Below are 13,458 nucleotides of genomic sequence, written 5' to 3'. Positions count from 1 at the left end.
ACCCTCCGTGGGGAAGCGGATGTTCAGGCTCGGGGCGGTCACCCTGTTCGTGCTCGGTGTCGCCCTGCTGGTGCCGCAGAACGCTCCGCGATCGACGTCGCTGCTGCTGTTCGGCGGGGTGCTGGTCGTCGCCGGTGGTGCGCTGGCCTGGCGTCAGGCCAGGGACGGCCAGGTCGTCGAGCGGTACCGCCGCGCCGTGGAGCACCTCGGCAGCGATGAGTCCGAGGTCAGGCTCGGCGGGCTCCGCGCGCTGGAACAGATCGCGAAGGACTCGGCGAGGAGCAGGCGGCTCGTCGACGACACCATCGGGGACTTCCTGCGCCAGCGATCTCCCTGGACGGGCGCGGACCAGCCGTCGGGCCTCGCCGTCAAGAACCCGGGGTCCGACGTCGAGACGGCTCTGGCGATCGTGACCCGGCCTGGCGCGGTGATCGACCTGTCCCACGTCGACCTGCGCGGCGCCGATCTGGGGAAGCTGGCGCTCGCGGGAGCGGTGATCCGCCGGTCCAACCTCGCCGGTGCGCGGCTGTTCGGAACCTGCCTGGACGACGGCGTCCTCGACGCCACGGACCTCCGCGACGCGGACCTGCGGGGAGCCTCCCTGCGCCAGGCCTCCCTGCGGGTCGCCTGCCTCGAAGGCGCCGACCTCCGCGCCGCCGACCTCACGGACGCGGACCTGCGCGGCGCCGACATGCGCGCCGTCAACCTGGACAAGGCGGTCCTGACCGGGGCGCGCGTCAACCGCGGGACCCTGTGGCCTCCGGACTTCACCCCGGCACGTGTCTCCGCGTCGCTGTTCAGCGACTGAGATGCCTCACAACCGGGAACAACACGCCGACCTGCGCCTCTTGAACGATTCGTAGCCCAACGAACGTTCGAGGGAGCTTTTCGTGAGCCTGTTGTTCTCCCCGCTGACCCTGCGCTCGGTCACACTGCCCAACCGCATCGCGGTCAGTCCGATGTGCCAGTACTCGGTGACGAAGGAAGACGGCGTGCCGACCGACTGGCACCTCGTCCACCTGGGCTCCCGCGCCGTCGGAGGCGCCGGCCTCGTCATGGCCGAGGCGACGGCGGTCGAGGCGCGCGGCCGGATCTCACCGCAGGACGTCGGCATCTGGAACGACGAGCAGGTCGAGGCCTGGAAGCCGATCACGAGGTTCATCAAGGAGCACGGCTCGGTGCCGGCCATCCAGCTCGCGCACGCCGGGCGCAAGGCGATCGGTGACTGGGTGCCGGTGGCGCCCACGACCGAGCCGTTCCCCGGCGGCAACCAGCCGGAGAAGCTGACGAACACCACACAGATCGTCAAGGCGTTCGTCGACGGCGCGCTGCGGGCGATCGAGGCCGGTTTCGAGGTCCTGGAGGTCCACGCGGCCCACGGCTACCTGCTGCACGAGTTCTACTCGCCGCTCACGAACGAGGGCAGCATCGAGGAACGCATCGCCCTGCCCGTCGAGGTCACCGCCGCCGTGAGGGCAGCGGTCGGCCCGGAGGTGCCCGTGATCGTGAGGATCAGCGGCACCGACTGGGTCGACAACGGCTGGACTGCCGACGACAGCGTTGTGCTGGCACAGGCGCTCAAGGCCGCGGGTGCGGACCTGATCGACGTGTCCAGCGGTGGCAACACCGCGCAGGCGGACATCCCGATCGGGCCCGGCTACCAGGTGCCGCTGGCCGAAGCCGTACGACGCAAGGCAGACGTGCCCACGGGTGCGGTCGGCCTGATCACCGAGGCGACTCAGGCCGAACAGATCTTGACGGACGGTTCCGCCGACCTGGTCCTGCTCGCGCGCGAACTGCTCCGCGACCCGTACTGGCCACTGCACGCGGCACAGCAGTTGGGTGTGGAGATCCACGCGCCGAAGCAGTACGCCAGGGCGTTCTGAAAGAGCCCTCAGAGTTCAAGGGCTGGGCGCCGGGATGACCGGACGCCCAACCCTTGAACTCCGAAGGCTGAATTCAGCGACGGTAATCGTCGTAGTCGTCGTACGGGTCGTCGTGTGGCTCGTCGCCACCACTACTCCCGTTCGGCGACCTTTCATCAGTCGACAGCTCGCGCTGCAACGCAGCGAAGTCGGTCTCATGAGAGCTGTATTTGAGCTCCCTGGCGACCTTCGTCTGCTTGGCCTTAGCTCGGCCGCGCCCCATGGCTCGACCCCCTCGCACAGGGACGGGGGCGGCCGGGGGAACGGCGGCCCCACTCGTCTCGACAACTGATTCCTGGTAACTACCGTACCGTGCCGATGGGGTTCCTCGCGACGCGGTAGGCGTGACACGTACCGCCAAATCTCGCGGCCGCCCTCGCGTGGAAGGATGCACACGTGCCAAGACCGTTCGTCGCCTACCTACGGGTGTACGAACCGTTATCGGTGTTGGACGCAAAGCTAGCTTCCAAGGTCGAAAAAGCCCTGGAAGCGGGCCCTGTCCCCCGGTCGGAGGTAGGAGACCGGGAAAGAGAGCTGTGGTTGCGATCACAGTTGGGACAAAAGCTCCTCCCGGGCGAGTCGCACGACGTCATGACGATCAGTCCGGCCGAGGTTCCGACCTCCGAAGCCGCCCGTGTCGGTCCGGGCCCGCTCGTCTGCCCGCTCGACCTCAGGGCCCGCTCCGCCGCCGCTCTGGTGGGCTTCCTGGCCTCCGCGCCGCGGATCCTGCAGGACGAGGCCCTCGACCTCTCGTCGGAAACGGTCCGGGCGCGCGCGTCCGCCGTGATGGCCGAACTCTCCGCAGGGGCGGTCCACGTGATCTCCACGACCTGGACGATCCCGCTGCCGTGGTTCGCCCTCGTCGACCCCGCCCAGCGCCGCGTGGTGCTGGCCAGCGCCCAGGACGACCCGGAGCGCCAGGTGTCGTGGCGGGTGGCCATGGCCGACGCCAGGCGCCGGATCGCGCGGGCGCTCAAGGTCGTGAAGCGCTCGCTGGGCGACGACGGGCCGGCCAAGGTCCTCGCCGACACGGGCCGCTGGCTCGAACACTTCCACCCGCACTCGGCCGTCGAGCTCGACTACGGCGGCCTGGTGCAGCTGCTGGGTGACAAGGACCTGCTGGAAGACACCTCGGCGGCCGACGTGAACGCCATCATCGACGCCCTCGAAGCGGACGACGCCGAGGAGGTCGCGCTGCGCTACGAGACGCTGCGGGAGTTCTGGGGCGAGCTGGCCCGCAGGGAACGCCACGGCTGAAGCAGGACCCGCGCGGTCACGGCAGCCACCGCTGCCAGGACCATCGCCGCGGGCCACGCCACGTGCACCGCGACGAAGCTCGCGACGAACGGGGTCAGCGCCGCGCTCAGGTAGTTCGCCGAGTTCTGCATGGCGATCGCGGTGGCGCTGCGGCCCTCCGGCGCGAGCTCACCGGCCTCGGTGACCGCCAGCCCGTTCCAGCACAACGCGCACAGCGAGGTCGGCACGAGGACCGCGACCAGCAACGGCAAAGGCGCCTGGTCCAGTGCCGCGACCAGCACGAACCCGCCCGCGGTGAGCACGGAGACGATCTTCAGCGGCCCGATCCGGCTGCGTGCGCGGTCCGACCACACGCCGACCGCCAGCCGTCCGGCCCCGCCGAGCAGCTGCGCCACGGCGAAGACGGCCGCTGCCGCCGTGACGCTCATGCCGCGGTGTCCGTGCAGAAGAGGCACCAGCAGGGCCGTGGCGGTGAACTGGGGCACCACCAGCAGCCCGCTGGCGAGCGACAGCCGCAGCAACCGCGGGTCCTTGAGCACCAGCCCGTGGTCCGTGCTCGCCCGGATCGCGCCGGGCGGTTCCCGGACCAGCAGGGCCACCGCCAGTGCCACGAACGCCGTCACGCCGGCGAGCACGACGAACGCCGCGGGGATCCCGGCCGAGATCGCGATCCCGGGCAGGACGGCCGCGGTGAGGGCCGCGCCGAGCGGGGTCGCCGTCTGCCGGACGCCCATGGCGAGGCCACGCGACTCCCGGCTGAACCACGACATCACCGCACGGCCGCTGGCCGCGTTGATGCTGGCCCCGAACAGTCCGGCGCCGAGCAACGCGAGGCCGGCGATCCAGGCGTTGCCCAACGCAGCGGCGAGGAGGCAACCTGCGGCACCCACGCCGCCGATGGTCATCACGAGCCGTTCGCCGCGCCGGTCCGCGACGACTCCCCACGGCACGAGGGCGATCATCGTGCCGAGGTTGACCGCACCGAGAAGTAGCCCGACCTGGGGCAACGTGAGGGAGAAGTGCTGCTGGAGCTGCGGGCTGATCGCGGGCAGACCGAGGAAGATGGCCGCGTTCGTGCCCTGCGCCAAAGCTCCGACGGACAGCACGACCCAGCGATACCCCATGAGGGCACGCTAGGTCTGCTGCTCAGAAAGTGGAAAGCTCGTCTTACCTCTTGGGACGGTGGTGTCCGCGCTCCGCAGCCAGCAGCTCGTCCACCGAGGCACTCCCGCGCTGGTAGCGCGAAGCGATCTCGGCGTTGAGCTTGTCCACGACCACCTGCACCTCGCGCCGCCGCACCGACACGGACGCCTCTTCCGAGATGAGCGTCTCCAGCACGTCGCCGAGGCGATCGTCGGTCAACGAGCTCACGTCGGAGAGGTCCACGTCGGAGATGAGCGCCTCGACGTGCCGTTGATGCGCATCAGCACGTGACGGCTCATGGGTCTGATACCGGCCGAGACCGGTCGCGGGACCCACGGCGTTCGTGGAGAGGATTGTGGCCAGCTGCTCGACCACGGCCGAGCCACCCGAGCTGCGGCGCTCTTGCTCCGCGCGCACGATGTCGATCCGCGCGTGCAACAACCGCCGCAGGTAGGACAGATCTGTCTCTTCCTGCGCAGCCTCGTCGCGGAGTTCGCGCACCTCGACGAGCGGGCGCTGCTCGACGCCCTCCGTGTAGTCGGGGGCGAGCACCCTGTCGATTCGGCGGCGCCCGCCAGGACGCACCTCGATCACGTGTCCATCCTGCGGTAGATCCTCCTCACCCGCCAACACATCCCATGCACCAAACTTGTCTCAAATGTGCACGCCCAGCAGCTTTCGCGCCTCGTCCGGGGTCAAAGCGGGTCGCTGGGCGATCTTGGAGAGACCTGCGGCACGTGCCACGAGCTGTGCGTTGTCCCGCACCGGCACCCCCCGCGAGTAGCTGATGGTGTCTTCCATACCCACTCGGAGGTGGCCACCCGCACCCAAAGCGGTGAACATCACGGGCAGGGTCGTCCGGCCGATCCCGGTGGCGGAGAACGTTGCTCCGTCCGGCAGAGCGTTGACGGCCGCGACCAGCGTCGCCGCGTCGCCGGGCATCCCGCCGGGCACGCCCATCACGAAGTCGACGTGCACGTGCCCGCCCGCAGGCAGGCCGTGCTGGTCCAGCAGGCGCTTCAGCGACGCGAGCTGCCCGATGTCGAAGATCTCGTACTCCGGGACGATCGAGCGCTCCTGCATGCCCTTGTGCAGGGAGACGATGAACTCCCAGCGGTTCATGAACACGTCGTCACCGAAGTTGACAGTGCCCATCGTGCAGGACGCCGAGTCCGGCATCGCCTCGAGCACGCGCAGCCGGTCCGACTCGGGGTCGTGCACCGACCCGCCCGTCGAGAGCTGCACGACGAGGCTGGTCTCGGAGCGCAACGCCTCGACGGTGGCCTTCAGCAGACCCAGGTCCAGCGACGGCTTCGCGTCCTCGCCACGGATGTGGACGTGGATCATCGCCGCGCCGACCTGTTCGCAGCTCTGCGCCGTCTTGACCAGCTCTTCCAGGGTCACCGGAAGCTGCGGGACGTCGGCTTTGGCGTGCTCCGCTCCGGTGGGAGCGACAGTGATCAGCGTGCCCAGTGACATAGGCGCGACTCTAGGGGGTCATCCCCGCAGGTTGCGAACAGCTTCCCGGCCCAGACCAGGGGTGTCCGGCGGCACCGAGTCGGGGTCGATCCGTGCGGGAACCGCGCGTTCGGGAGTGCCCGCGATGAGCTCCGCCTCGACCGGTACAGACCGCTTGACCAGAGCCAAGGCGATCGCGCCGAGCTCGTGGTGCAGGGTCACCGTGCCCACCCGGCCGACCACGCGCCCGTCCAGGGTCACCGGGTCACCGGTCTCCGGCTGGGCGTCGGCAGAACCATCCAGGTGGAGTAGGAGCATCCGCCTGGGCGGGCGTCCCACGTTGTGGACCTTCGCGACCGTCTCCTGGCCCCGGTAGCACCCCTTGTTCAGGTGCACGGCCGGGTCGACCAGGCCGACCTCGTGCGGGATCGTGCGTTCGTCGGTGTCGACGCCCTGCCGGGCGCGCAGCGACTCGACCCGCAGCGCCTCGAACGCGTAGCTGCCCGCCGGGCGTGCGCCCGCGTCGGTGATCCGCTGCCACCAGTCGGCGAGCTCGGCGCGCGGGACCAGCAGGTCGACCGCGTTCCGGCCCGGCCACGAGGCCCTGCGCACAAAGCCCTCGCCGAGCGCGTCGACGTTCGACGGCATCGGGATGCCGAGCTTCTCCAGCAGAGCTGGGGTGTCCGGCCCGGTGATCGTCAGCAGCGCGAACTCCGCCGTGGCGTCGCGCGGCTCCACCTTGGACCAGAAGACCATCTTCTTCAGGTACGCCAGCAGGTCGTCGACCTTCTCGACGTCGAGGAACACCGTGCCGCCGACGTTCGCGACGACCATGTGGTGCTCCAGGCGGCCCTGGGCGTCGAGGATCAGCGCCTCGGTCGCCGCGCCCTCACCGAGCTGCTCGAAGTGCTGGCTCGTGAGCTGGTGCAGCCACTTGAGCCTGTCCTCGCCGGGGATCGCGATGACACCGCGGTTCGAGCGGTCGACCACGACCACCGAACGGGCGGCGGAGCGCTGTTCGGCGAACGGGTCGCCGTAGTGCCAGGCGACGCCGGCATCCGTGGAATCGTCGGGCGGCGGGACGGCTCCGGGGAGGGTCACTCGATCTCCTGCTCCTGCTTCAAACAGTCGCGGCAAGTGCCGGACAGCGCGAGATGGCTTGCATCAAGTTCGAACCCGTCGCGCTCCCGCAATGTTCCGACCAACGGGTCGAGAAGCTCACACGGGATTTCCTGGATCGAACCGCACACGTGGCACACGAGGTGCACGTGCTGGTGATCTTCGACCGAGTAGCTCGGCGCACCGTGGCCAAGGTGCGTGTGCCGAACCAGTCCGAGCCGGTCGAGAAGATCGAGCGTGCGGTAGATGGTGGTGATGTTGACCGTCGGCGCCGTCTCCTGGACGCGCTGACAGATCTGCTCGGGTGTCGCGTGTTCCAGCGACCTGACCGCGTCCAGCACGAGCTGACGCTGCGGCGTCATCCTCATACCGCGGTCGTGCAGCGTTTTGCGCAGGCCTCTTGCGGTCTCCACACCAGCCATGTTAGTTGCTGCTAGTAGGCTCCCGACATGCGCGTGCTGGCACTGCTCGACGGAACCCTCGCTGACCCCGACTCGCCGCAGATCCGCGTCGAGGACCTCGGGCTCATGCGCGGCGATGGCGTGTTCGAAACGATCCTCGTGGTCGACGGGAAGCCCCGCGAACTCACGCCCCACCTCGACCGGCTCGACCGGTCCGCGGCCATGCTCGACATGCAGCCTCCTCCGCGTGCGGAGTTCGAGCGCGCGGTCGAGCTGGTCATCGGCAACTGGACCGGCGGCAGCGAGTTCGCCCTCAAGCTCGTCTACACCCGCGGCGTCGAGGGCGGCGACGGCACGCCCACCGGGTTCGCGCTCGGCATGGAGATCGGCGCGAAGGTGCTCAAGCAGCGCGTCGAGGGCCTGTCGGCGGTGACCTTGGACCGCGGCATCGACGCCGACCTCGCCGACCGCGCGCCGTGGCTGCTGCTGGGCGCGAAGTCGCTGTCGTACGCGATCAACATGGCCGCGCTGCGCGAGGCCGAGCGCCGCGGTGCCGCCGAGGTCGTCTTCACGACGTCCGACGGTTCGGTGCTCGAGGGCCCGACCTCGACGCTGATCATGGTGCGCGGCAAGACCCTGGTCACGCCGCCGTCGAAGCTCGGCATCCTGCCCGGCACCACGCAGTACGCGTTGTTCCGCGCCGCCGAGCGCGCCGGCTGGACCGTGCTCGTGGAGCCGATCCAGACCGACGAGCTCTACGACGCCGAGGGCGTGTTCCTCGCGTCCAGCGTCCGCAAGATCACGCGGGTGACCGTGTTGGACGGCAAGCAGCTGCCCGACTCGTCGGCCCTGCTGACCGAGCTGCAGGGCCTGTACGAGTCGGAGTACTGATTTTCTAGCGGAGTCCGGCGTCGACCGCGGCCATCAACGGGCCGCGGTCACCCGACATCTCCCAGAACATCGCGCCCAGCAGGTTCTTCGACTTCAGCCACGCGGTCTTCTTCTGGATCGACCACACGTCGTCGAAGGTCCACCACTGGTTGCCGGTGTAGCAGGACGTCGCCACGGCGACCTCGTCGTGGAAGACGGTGCAGTTCGGCACGGACGCGACGAGGTTGGCGTACCCGCGCGTGCCCGACTCCTCCGGGAACTGGCCGGGAGCCGCACCTCCCGCGGTCTGCCACTCGCCGTTCTTGCCCCCGTTGACCACGTTCTGCCAGCCGCGGCCGTAGAACGCGAGGCCGAGCGTGATCTTGCGCGACGGCACTCCCGCGTCGAGGTAGGCCTGGACGGTGCTCTCGACGCTGAACTTGGTCGTGTACGGGTCGTCCGGGTCCGGGTAGAGGTTGCCCTGGTGGCCGGTCCGGTTGGGCTCCCACGAGTTGTCGCTGCCGGAGCCGTGGAAGTCGTAGCCCTGGACGTTGAAGATGTCCATCGACTGTGCGACCCGTCCGAGCTCCCAGCCCGCCTCGATCTTGGCCGGGTCGGCCGGCGTGAACGCGGTGAGCTGGTAGCGCTTGCCGGTCGTGGTGCTGAGCGCGTCCATCTGCCGGCGGAACTCCTCGATCAGCAGCGTGTTGTTGACCTTGTCCTGCGGGCCGAAGTGGTTGCCCGCGTGGCCTTCGGCGCCCGGCCACTCCCAGTCGAGGTCGATGCCGTCGAAGATGCCCGCCGCGCTGCCCGGACCGCCGGCGCCGTTGTACACGGGCAGGTTGCCCTTGATGTAGACGTCGAGGCAGGACGCCACGAACTTCTTGCGCGCCGCGTCCGTCGCCGCGACGTCGGAGAAGTACTTGGAGTAGGTCCAGCCGCCGAGCGAGATCAGCACCTTGAGGTTCGGGTGCTTCGCCTTGAGCTTCTTGAGCTGGTTGTAGTTGCCGCGCAACGGTTCCCAGCCGCTGTCCGCAACGCCGTCGACGGACTGCGCCGCGCTCATCGGCCTGCTGTAGTCGGCTTCCGCGTCACCCGCGCCGTCGCCCTGGTTCGGGTCCTGCGGGTTCGGGCTCGTGCCCTTCGTGACGCCGTGCAGACACGTCAGGTTGACGGGGTCGATGTTGCCGAACGCGTAGTTGACGTGGGTCATCTTCGCGGCGTCCATGTCCTTCACGAAGTACTGGCGTCCGTAGATGCCCCACTGCACGAAGTACCCGACACGGGCGTAGCCGCCGACGATGTCACCAGTGCGCTCGTTCAGCGCGTTGCTCGCGGCCGACACGTTGTCGTAGAGGTCCCGTGCCTTGACGGTGAAGGTGTAGTTCGTGGACGGCGAGAGACCGGAGACGACCGCTGTGGTGCCGGAGACCGTCGTCTTCACGGTCGTGCCCACGTAGACGTCGTAGTTCGCGATCCCGCTGTTGTCCGTGGAGGCGTTCCACGCCAGCGTGATGCTGCCCGCGTCCTTCGCCGTCGACCGCAGGTTGCCCGGCGCGGTCGGGGGCGTGGTGTCGTTGGCGGGGTTGTTGGTGGTGACGCTCAGCGCGGAGCTCGGCGCCGACTGGGTTCCCTTGGTGTCCTTGGCCCGCACCGTGAAGGAGTACGCGGTGTTCGGGCTCAGGCCGGTGATGATCGTCGACGTCGTGGTGGAGCTGCCGGCGAGGCTTGAACCGTTGTAGACGTCGTAGCCGGCGACCGGCAGCGAGCCGGGCGTGGAGACGTTCCACTGCAGGCTCACCGTGCGCGTGGTCTTCGTCGGTGCCGCGAGACCCGTTGGCGCACTGGGCGGGGTGTCCGCGCTGCCGTCGCAGTTGGCGTTGTTGATCCGGCACGTCACCGGGTCGACGTTCTGGCTGATCGAGAACGCCGGGCTGTACGGCTCAGTGGTTCCACCGGCGTTGATGGTCTTGTTGTAGTGCGCAGGGGCGACGGTGACCTGGTTGCCGTTCTGGGAGATCGTGCCGTTCTGGCCGTTGCTCACCGTCACACCGTTGGGCAGCGTGAAGGAGATCGACCAGTCGGAGACGGCCACGGCGGAGTGGTTGCGGACGACGAACTTCGCGGCGCCACCGGCCACCGAGTACTCGGCGGTCAGCCCTGTCGGTGCCGGCGGTGCGGTGCCGCTGCCGTCACACGCCATGTTGTTGATCGTGCAGGTGGTCGGGTCGGCCGCGGTGCTCAGCGAGAACGTCGGGCTGTAGGGCTCGGTGTTGCGTCCCGGCGGGAGGTTGTTGATGTAGAAGGCCGGAGTGAGCGTCACTCTCGTGCCGTTCTGGGTGATCGTCGCGTTCTGCGGGGCGCTGGCCGTGACACCGGCCGGCAGGTCGAACTTGATCGACCACCCGTTGAGCGCGGTCGTGCTCGCGTTGGCGACGACGAACTTGGCACTCGTGCCGGTGCGGGAGAACGTCGCGGTGATGCCCGTGGCGGCCTGTGCAGGGACCGCCAGGGCTAAGACCGCGAGCAGAACTGCTAGGAGGGCAGGGATCCGGCGCATGCGGAACTCCAGTTTGGTAGAGATTCCGCGGCGGCTGCCAGTTACGGTATTTGGTCTGGACCACTCCGTCAACGGCGTGCGCGCTCAGTCGATCGGGCGGAACCTGACCTCCGTGCCCGGCCGCGCCTGCCCCAGAAAACCCAGGTAATCGTTGTCCACCACACCGATGACGGGGTAGCCACCCGTCGTCGGATGATCGTTCAGGAAGATCACGGGCTGCCCGTCCGGCGGCACCTGAACCGCACCGGTGATCATCCCCTCGCTGGGAATCTCCCCGTCACGACGATTCAGCTTGGTGCCGTTGAGTCGAGCGCCCACCCGGTTGCTGCGATCCGACACCGTCCAGGACCCCTGCCGCAGCTGGGTTTCCGCCTCGTCGAACCAGTCGTCCCGCGGCCCGAGCCGAATCGGGATGACCAACGTTTGCAGCGCGTTGTGCGGCGGCACCACATCGGCACCTTCGGGCAGATTTGGCGTCCCAAGATGCAGGACGTCGTTGTCCCGCAACGGTTCTGGACCGATTCCGGAGAGCAGGTCGGTCGAGCGGCTGCCGAGTTCCTCGTCGACCTCGATGCCGCCCGACAGCGCGAGGTAGTTGCGCAGCCCGGTCTGCGGGATGCCGATCTCCAGGACCTCGTCCTGCTTCAGGTGGATCGGGTGGTGCGAGTCGGCGAGCCTGCCGTCGACGCGGACCTCGGTGGCCGGCCCGGTGACGGCGACCGTGCAACTCGCGCCGGCCTTGAGCGTGAGACCACCCAGCAGGAGCTCCAGTCCGGCCGCGCCCTCGGGGTTGCCGACGAGACGGTTGGCGAGCTTGAGCGACTCCTGGTCCAGCGCACCCGACGGAGGCACGCCCAGGTGCGCGTTGCCGGGCCTGCCGAGGTCCTCGACCAGCGCCTGCGGTCCGGTCCTGATGATCGTGACGCTGCGCCTCATGCGACCACGAACCTGACCTGGTCGCCCGGCTGCAACAGCGCGGGGGTCTCGGCCTTGGCGTCGAACAGCGTGATCTCGGTGCGGCCGATCAGCCGCCAGCCGCCCGGTGTCGGTCTGGGGTAGGCGGCGGTGAACTCGCCCGCGATGCCGACCGAGCCCTGCGGGACCTTGGTCCGCGGGGAGTCGAGCCTCGGCTGCTGGAGTGGTTCCGGGAGGCCCGTGAGGTAGCCGAAGCCCGGCGCGAAGCCGCAGAACGCGACCTCGTAGGTGGCGGTGGTGTGGAGTCGCACGACTTCGTCCGGGGTGGTGCCGGCTGTTTCGGCGACGAGGGCGAGGTCCGGGCCGTCGTAGATGACCGGGATGGTGATCTCGCGCGAGTGCGTCGTGGGGGCCTTGGTGAGGTCGATCGTTTTCAGCGCGTCCCTGACCTGGGTCAGTGCGCCCTTGACCAGCACCGTTCGCGCGGCCGGGACGAGCTCCTCGATGCCGTCGAGCTGTTCGAGGGCTGCGCGGACGGCCGCGACCTCGCTCAGTGAGTCGACCTCGACCAGGAGCGCGTCGGTTCCGCAGCGCCGCAGAAGCATGCACCCATGTTACGGGGAATCGTGGGATTGTTGAACAATCCGACACGCGAATCGTTCAACAATCCCTCGGTGCGGCGGTGCGGCGGTGCGGCGGTGCGGCGGTGCGGCGGTGCGGCGGTGCGGCGGTGCGGCGGTGCGGCGGTGCGGCGGTGCGGCGGTGCGGCGGTGCGGCGGTGCGGCGGCGCGGCACGTTGGGGATGCCAGGCATGTTCGGCGCAGCGCTTGTTGGATCGTTGAACAATCCAGCGATGCTTCTGTTGAATCGTTCAACGATCCGACAAGCCAACAAGCCAACAAGCCGAGCTAGCCGACGACGCGCTTCAGGTGCGCCGACGCGTGCGGCTGCATCTCCTGGCCCATCATGGCGCGCTCCTCGACGTACGCGAGGTCGCCGTTCACCACGCCGTACAGGCGCTGCGAGGCCTTGACGTCCTTGGCCGTGGCGGAGCGGATGACCGCGTCCGTCTCGAACTCCCAGGAGGTCTGCGTGCGCACCTTGCCGTAGTACAGCTCGACGATGCCCGTGTTGTGCGTCAGCAGGAACTCGATCGTGTCGTCTTCCTGCGGGCGCCAGAAGCCCTGCTCTCGCGCCGCCGGGCGGATGACCTCGCCGGCCTCGTTCAACAGCCACGACCGCGCCTCGTAGACGAGGAACGGCCGGCCGTCGTGGGCGAACGTGATCTGCTGGCCGAAGCGGAACGGGCCGTCGATCGTCGGGTAGACGATCTCGCCCTCGCCTCGCCACACGCCCACCAGCGGGAGGACGCCCAGGAGAGCGTCGTTCAGGTTCGCGCCCTCGCGCAGGTTCGCCGTGTCGCCCGGGACGGGCATGTCGTCGAACTGGGGGAGGTTGCGCGCCCTCGTGGCGGCTGCTCGTTCCTCGGCCAGGCGGATGGCCTCGTCGCCGCTGGTCATCGCTGGTCGGAGTAGAGGCGGTAGACGACGTAGCCGGCGAACCACATTACGGCGATCGTCACTAGCACCAGGAGTCCGGTGAAGATGTGTTCCACGGTGGAGAGGATATCTCGCTGGTGATGACGTGCAGGGTTGTGGTGGTGGAGGACACCGGGGGCCTGCCGTTGGCGTGCGCGTCGGGGTCACTTTGCGGGCGCCACCTTGCGTTGATCCCTGGGGCTCCGCCCCAGACCCAGCCAATCTGATCCAAAGCCGGGGTCCACGCCGTACGCGGGTAGATGGCACGTCTG

At 68.9% G+C, this 13,458-nt stretch carries 15 protein-coding genes; 4 read left to right on the top strand and 11 right to left on the bottom strand.

All coding sequences use genetic code 11. The features are described 5' to 3' along the window. The first annotated feature begins 7 nt into the window (after positions 1 to 7). Complete coding sequence (locus tag SK571_RS06845) at positions 8 to 808, top strand: pentapeptide repeat-containing protein (protein ID WP_319983177.1); 801 nt, start codon at positions 8 to 10, stop codon at positions 806 to 808. Positions 809 to 890: 82 nt separating this feature from the next. Continuing rightward, the gene (locus SK571_RS06840; RefSeq protein WP_319983176.1) at positions 891 to 1,886 is read left to right on the top strand and encodes an NADH:flavin oxidoreductase/NADH oxidase; all 996 of its coding nucleotides are present in this window, start codon (positions 891 to 893) and stop codon (positions 1,884 to 1,886) included. Between the two features lie 73 nt (positions 1,887 to 1,959). On the opposite strand, the gene SK571_RS06835 is transcribed toward SK571_RS06840, so the two are convergent. Then, on the bottom strand, positions 1,960 to 2,148 hold the full coding sequence (locus SK571_RS06835) for a DUF3073 domain-containing protein (RefSeq protein WP_030477845.1): 189 nt from the start codon (positions 2,146 to 2,148) through the stop codon (positions 1,960 to 1,962). Positions 2,149 to 2,321: 173 nt separating this feature from the next. On the opposite strand from SK571_RS06835, the gene SK571_RS06830 reads away from it, so the two are divergent. Then, positions 2,322 to 3,182 carry a hypothetical protein gene (locus SK571_RS06830; protein WP_319983175.1) on the top strand — a complete coding sequence of 287 codons (861 nt, stop codon included), beginning with the start codon at positions 2,322 to 2,324 and terminating at the stop codon, positions 3,180 to 3,182. On the opposite strand, the gene SK571_RS06825 is transcribed toward SK571_RS06830, so the two are convergent. From SK571_RS06825 to SK571_RS06805, 5 genes are read right to left on the bottom strand one after another with little or no spacing between them, the layout of a single operon-like run. After that, on the bottom strand, positions 3,125 to 4,306 hold the full coding sequence (locus SK571_RS06825) for an MFS transporter (RefSeq protein ID WP_319983174.1): 1,182 nt from the start codon (positions 4,304 to 4,306) through the stop codon (positions 3,125 to 3,127). The two genes, SK571_RS06830 and SK571_RS06825, sit on opposite strands and share 58 nt — an antisense overlap. Before the next feature lie 43 nt (positions 4,307 to 4,349). Beyond that, a complete protein-coding gene (locus SK571_RS06820; RefSeq protein WP_266035715.1) occupies positions 4,350 to 4,919 on the bottom strand; it encodes an RsiG family protein in 570 nt (189 codons plus the stop codon). A 60-nt stretch (positions 4,920 to 4,979) separates the two neighbouring features. Continuing rightward, positions 4,980 to 5,804 carry a BKACE family enzyme gene (locus SK571_RS06815; protein ID WP_319983173.1) on the bottom strand — a complete coding sequence of 275 codons (825 nt, stop codon included), beginning with the start codon at positions 5,802 to 5,804 and terminating at the stop codon, positions 4,980 to 4,982. Positions 5,805 to 5,822: 18 nt separating this feature from the next. Beyond that, on the bottom strand, positions 5,823 to 6,884 hold the full coding sequence (gene ygfZ / locus SK571_RS06810; protein ID WP_319983172.1) for a CAF17-like 4Fe-4S cluster assembly/insertion protein YgfZ: 1,062 nt from the start codon (positions 6,882 to 6,884) through the stop codon (positions 5,823 to 5,825). Beyond that, positions 6,881 to 7,324, bottom strand: a complete 444-nt coding sequence (locus SK571_RS06805; protein ID WP_090009080.1) for a Fur family transcriptional regulator — start codon at positions 7,322 to 7,324, stop codon at positions 6,881 to 6,883. The genes ygfZ and SK571_RS06805 overlap by 4 nt, the downstream gene beginning before the upstream one ends. Positions 7,325 to 7,351: 27 nt before the next feature. On the opposite strand from SK571_RS06805, the gene SK571_RS06800 reads away from it, so the two are divergent. After that, the gene (locus tag SK571_RS06800; RefSeq protein ID WP_319983171.1) at positions 7,352 to 8,194 is read left to right on the top strand and encodes an aminodeoxychorismate lyase; all 843 of its coding nucleotides are present in this window, start codon (positions 7,352 to 7,354) and stop codon (positions 8,192 to 8,194) included. A 4-nt stretch (positions 8,195 to 8,198) separates the two neighbouring features. Here the strand turns inward: SK571_RS06800 and SK571_RS06795 are convergent, their stop codons facing one another. The 5 genes from SK571_RS06795 to SK571_RS06775 form a co-directional block, all read right to left on the bottom strand. Further along, entirely contained in the window at positions 8,199 to 10,733 is a 2,535-nt protein-coding gene (locus SK571_RS06795) for a glycosyl hydrolase family 18 protein (protein WP_319983170.1), read from the bottom strand. A gap of 84 nt (positions 10,734 to 10,817) precedes the next feature. Beyond that, a complete protein-coding gene (locus SK571_RS06790; RefSeq protein WP_319983169.1) occupies positions 10,818 to 11,669 on the bottom strand; it encodes a 5-oxoprolinase subunit C family protein in 852 nt (283 codons plus the stop codon). Beyond that, on the bottom strand, positions 11,666 to 12,253 hold the full coding sequence (pxpB, locus tag SK571_RS06785; RefSeq protein ID WP_319983168.1) for a 5-oxoprolinase subunit PxpB: 588 nt from the start codon (positions 12,251 to 12,253) through the stop codon (positions 11,666 to 11,668). Before pxpB ends, SK571_RS06790 begins: the two co-directional genes overlap by 4 nt. A gap of 55 nt (positions 12,254 to 12,308) precedes the next feature. After that, positions 12,309 to 12,461 (bottom strand): hypothetical protein, encoded by a 153-nt coding sequence (locus tag SK571_RS06780; protein ID WP_319983167.1) that lies wholly within the window; start codon positions 12,459 to 12,461, stop codon positions 12,309 to 12,311. 95 nt (positions 12,462 to 12,556) lie between these two features. Further along, positions 12,557 to 13,168: an FABP family protein gene (locus SK571_RS06775; RefSeq protein ID WP_266035700.1), complete on the bottom strand. Its 612-nt coding sequence runs from the start codon at positions 13,166 to 13,168 to the stop codon at positions 12,557 to 12,559. Positions 13,169 to 13,458 lie beyond the last annotated feature (290 nt).

The sequence above is a fragment of the Lentzea kristufekii genome, from assembly GCF_033949925.1.
In the GTDB taxonomy this organism is placed as follows: Bacteria; Actinomycetota; Actinomycetes; order Mycobacteriales; family Pseudonocardiaceae; genus Lentzea; species Lentzea kristufekii.
Note: the sequence above shows the minus strand (reverse complement) of the source record. Positions and strands in the feature narration are given on the sequence as shown.

Excerpts from the sequence above, each read along its gene's own strand:
- SK571_RS06835 (WP_030477845.1), bottom strand. The coding sequence starts at position 2,148 with ATGGGGCGCGGCCGAGCTAAGGCCAAGCAGACGAAGGTCGCCAGGGAG.
- SK571_RS06825 (WP_319983174.1), bottom strand. The coding sequence starts at position 4,306 with ATGGGGTATCGCTGGGTCGTGCTGTCCGTCGGAGCTTTGGCGCAGGGC.
- SK571_RS06815 (WP_319983173.1), bottom strand. The coding sequence starts at position 5,804 with ATGTCACTGGGCACGCTGATCACTGTCGCTCCCACCGGAGCGGAGCAC.
- SK571_RS06805 (WP_090009080.1), bottom strand. The coding sequence starts at position 7,324 with ATGGCTGGTGTGGAGACCGCAAGAGGCCTGCGCAAAACGCTGCACGAC.
- SK571_RS06800 (WP_319983171.1), top strand. The coding sequence starts at position 7,352 with ATGCGCGTGCTGGCACTGCTCGACGGAACCCTCGCTGACCCCGACTCG.
- SK571_RS06795 (WP_319983170.1), bottom strand. The coding sequence starts at position 10,733 with ATGCGCCGGATCCCTGCCCTCCTAGCAGTTCTGCTCGCGGTCTTAGCC.
- SK571_RS06790 (WP_319983169.1), bottom strand. The coding sequence starts at position 11,669 with ATGAGGCGCAGCGTCACGATCATCAGGACCGGACCGCAGGCGCTGGTC.
- pxpB (WP_319983168.1), bottom strand. The coding sequence starts at position 12,253 with ATGCTTCTGCGGCGCTGCGGAACCGACGCGCTCCTGGTCGAGGTCGAC.
- SK571_RS06780 (WP_319983167.1), bottom strand. The coding sequence starts at position 12,461 with ATGCCTGGCATCCCCAACGTGCCGCGCCGCCGCACCGCCGCACCGCCG.
- SK571_RS06775 (WP_266035700.1), bottom strand. The coding sequence starts at position 13,168 with ATGACCAGCGGCGACGAGGCCATCCGCCTGGCCGAGGAACGAGCAGCC.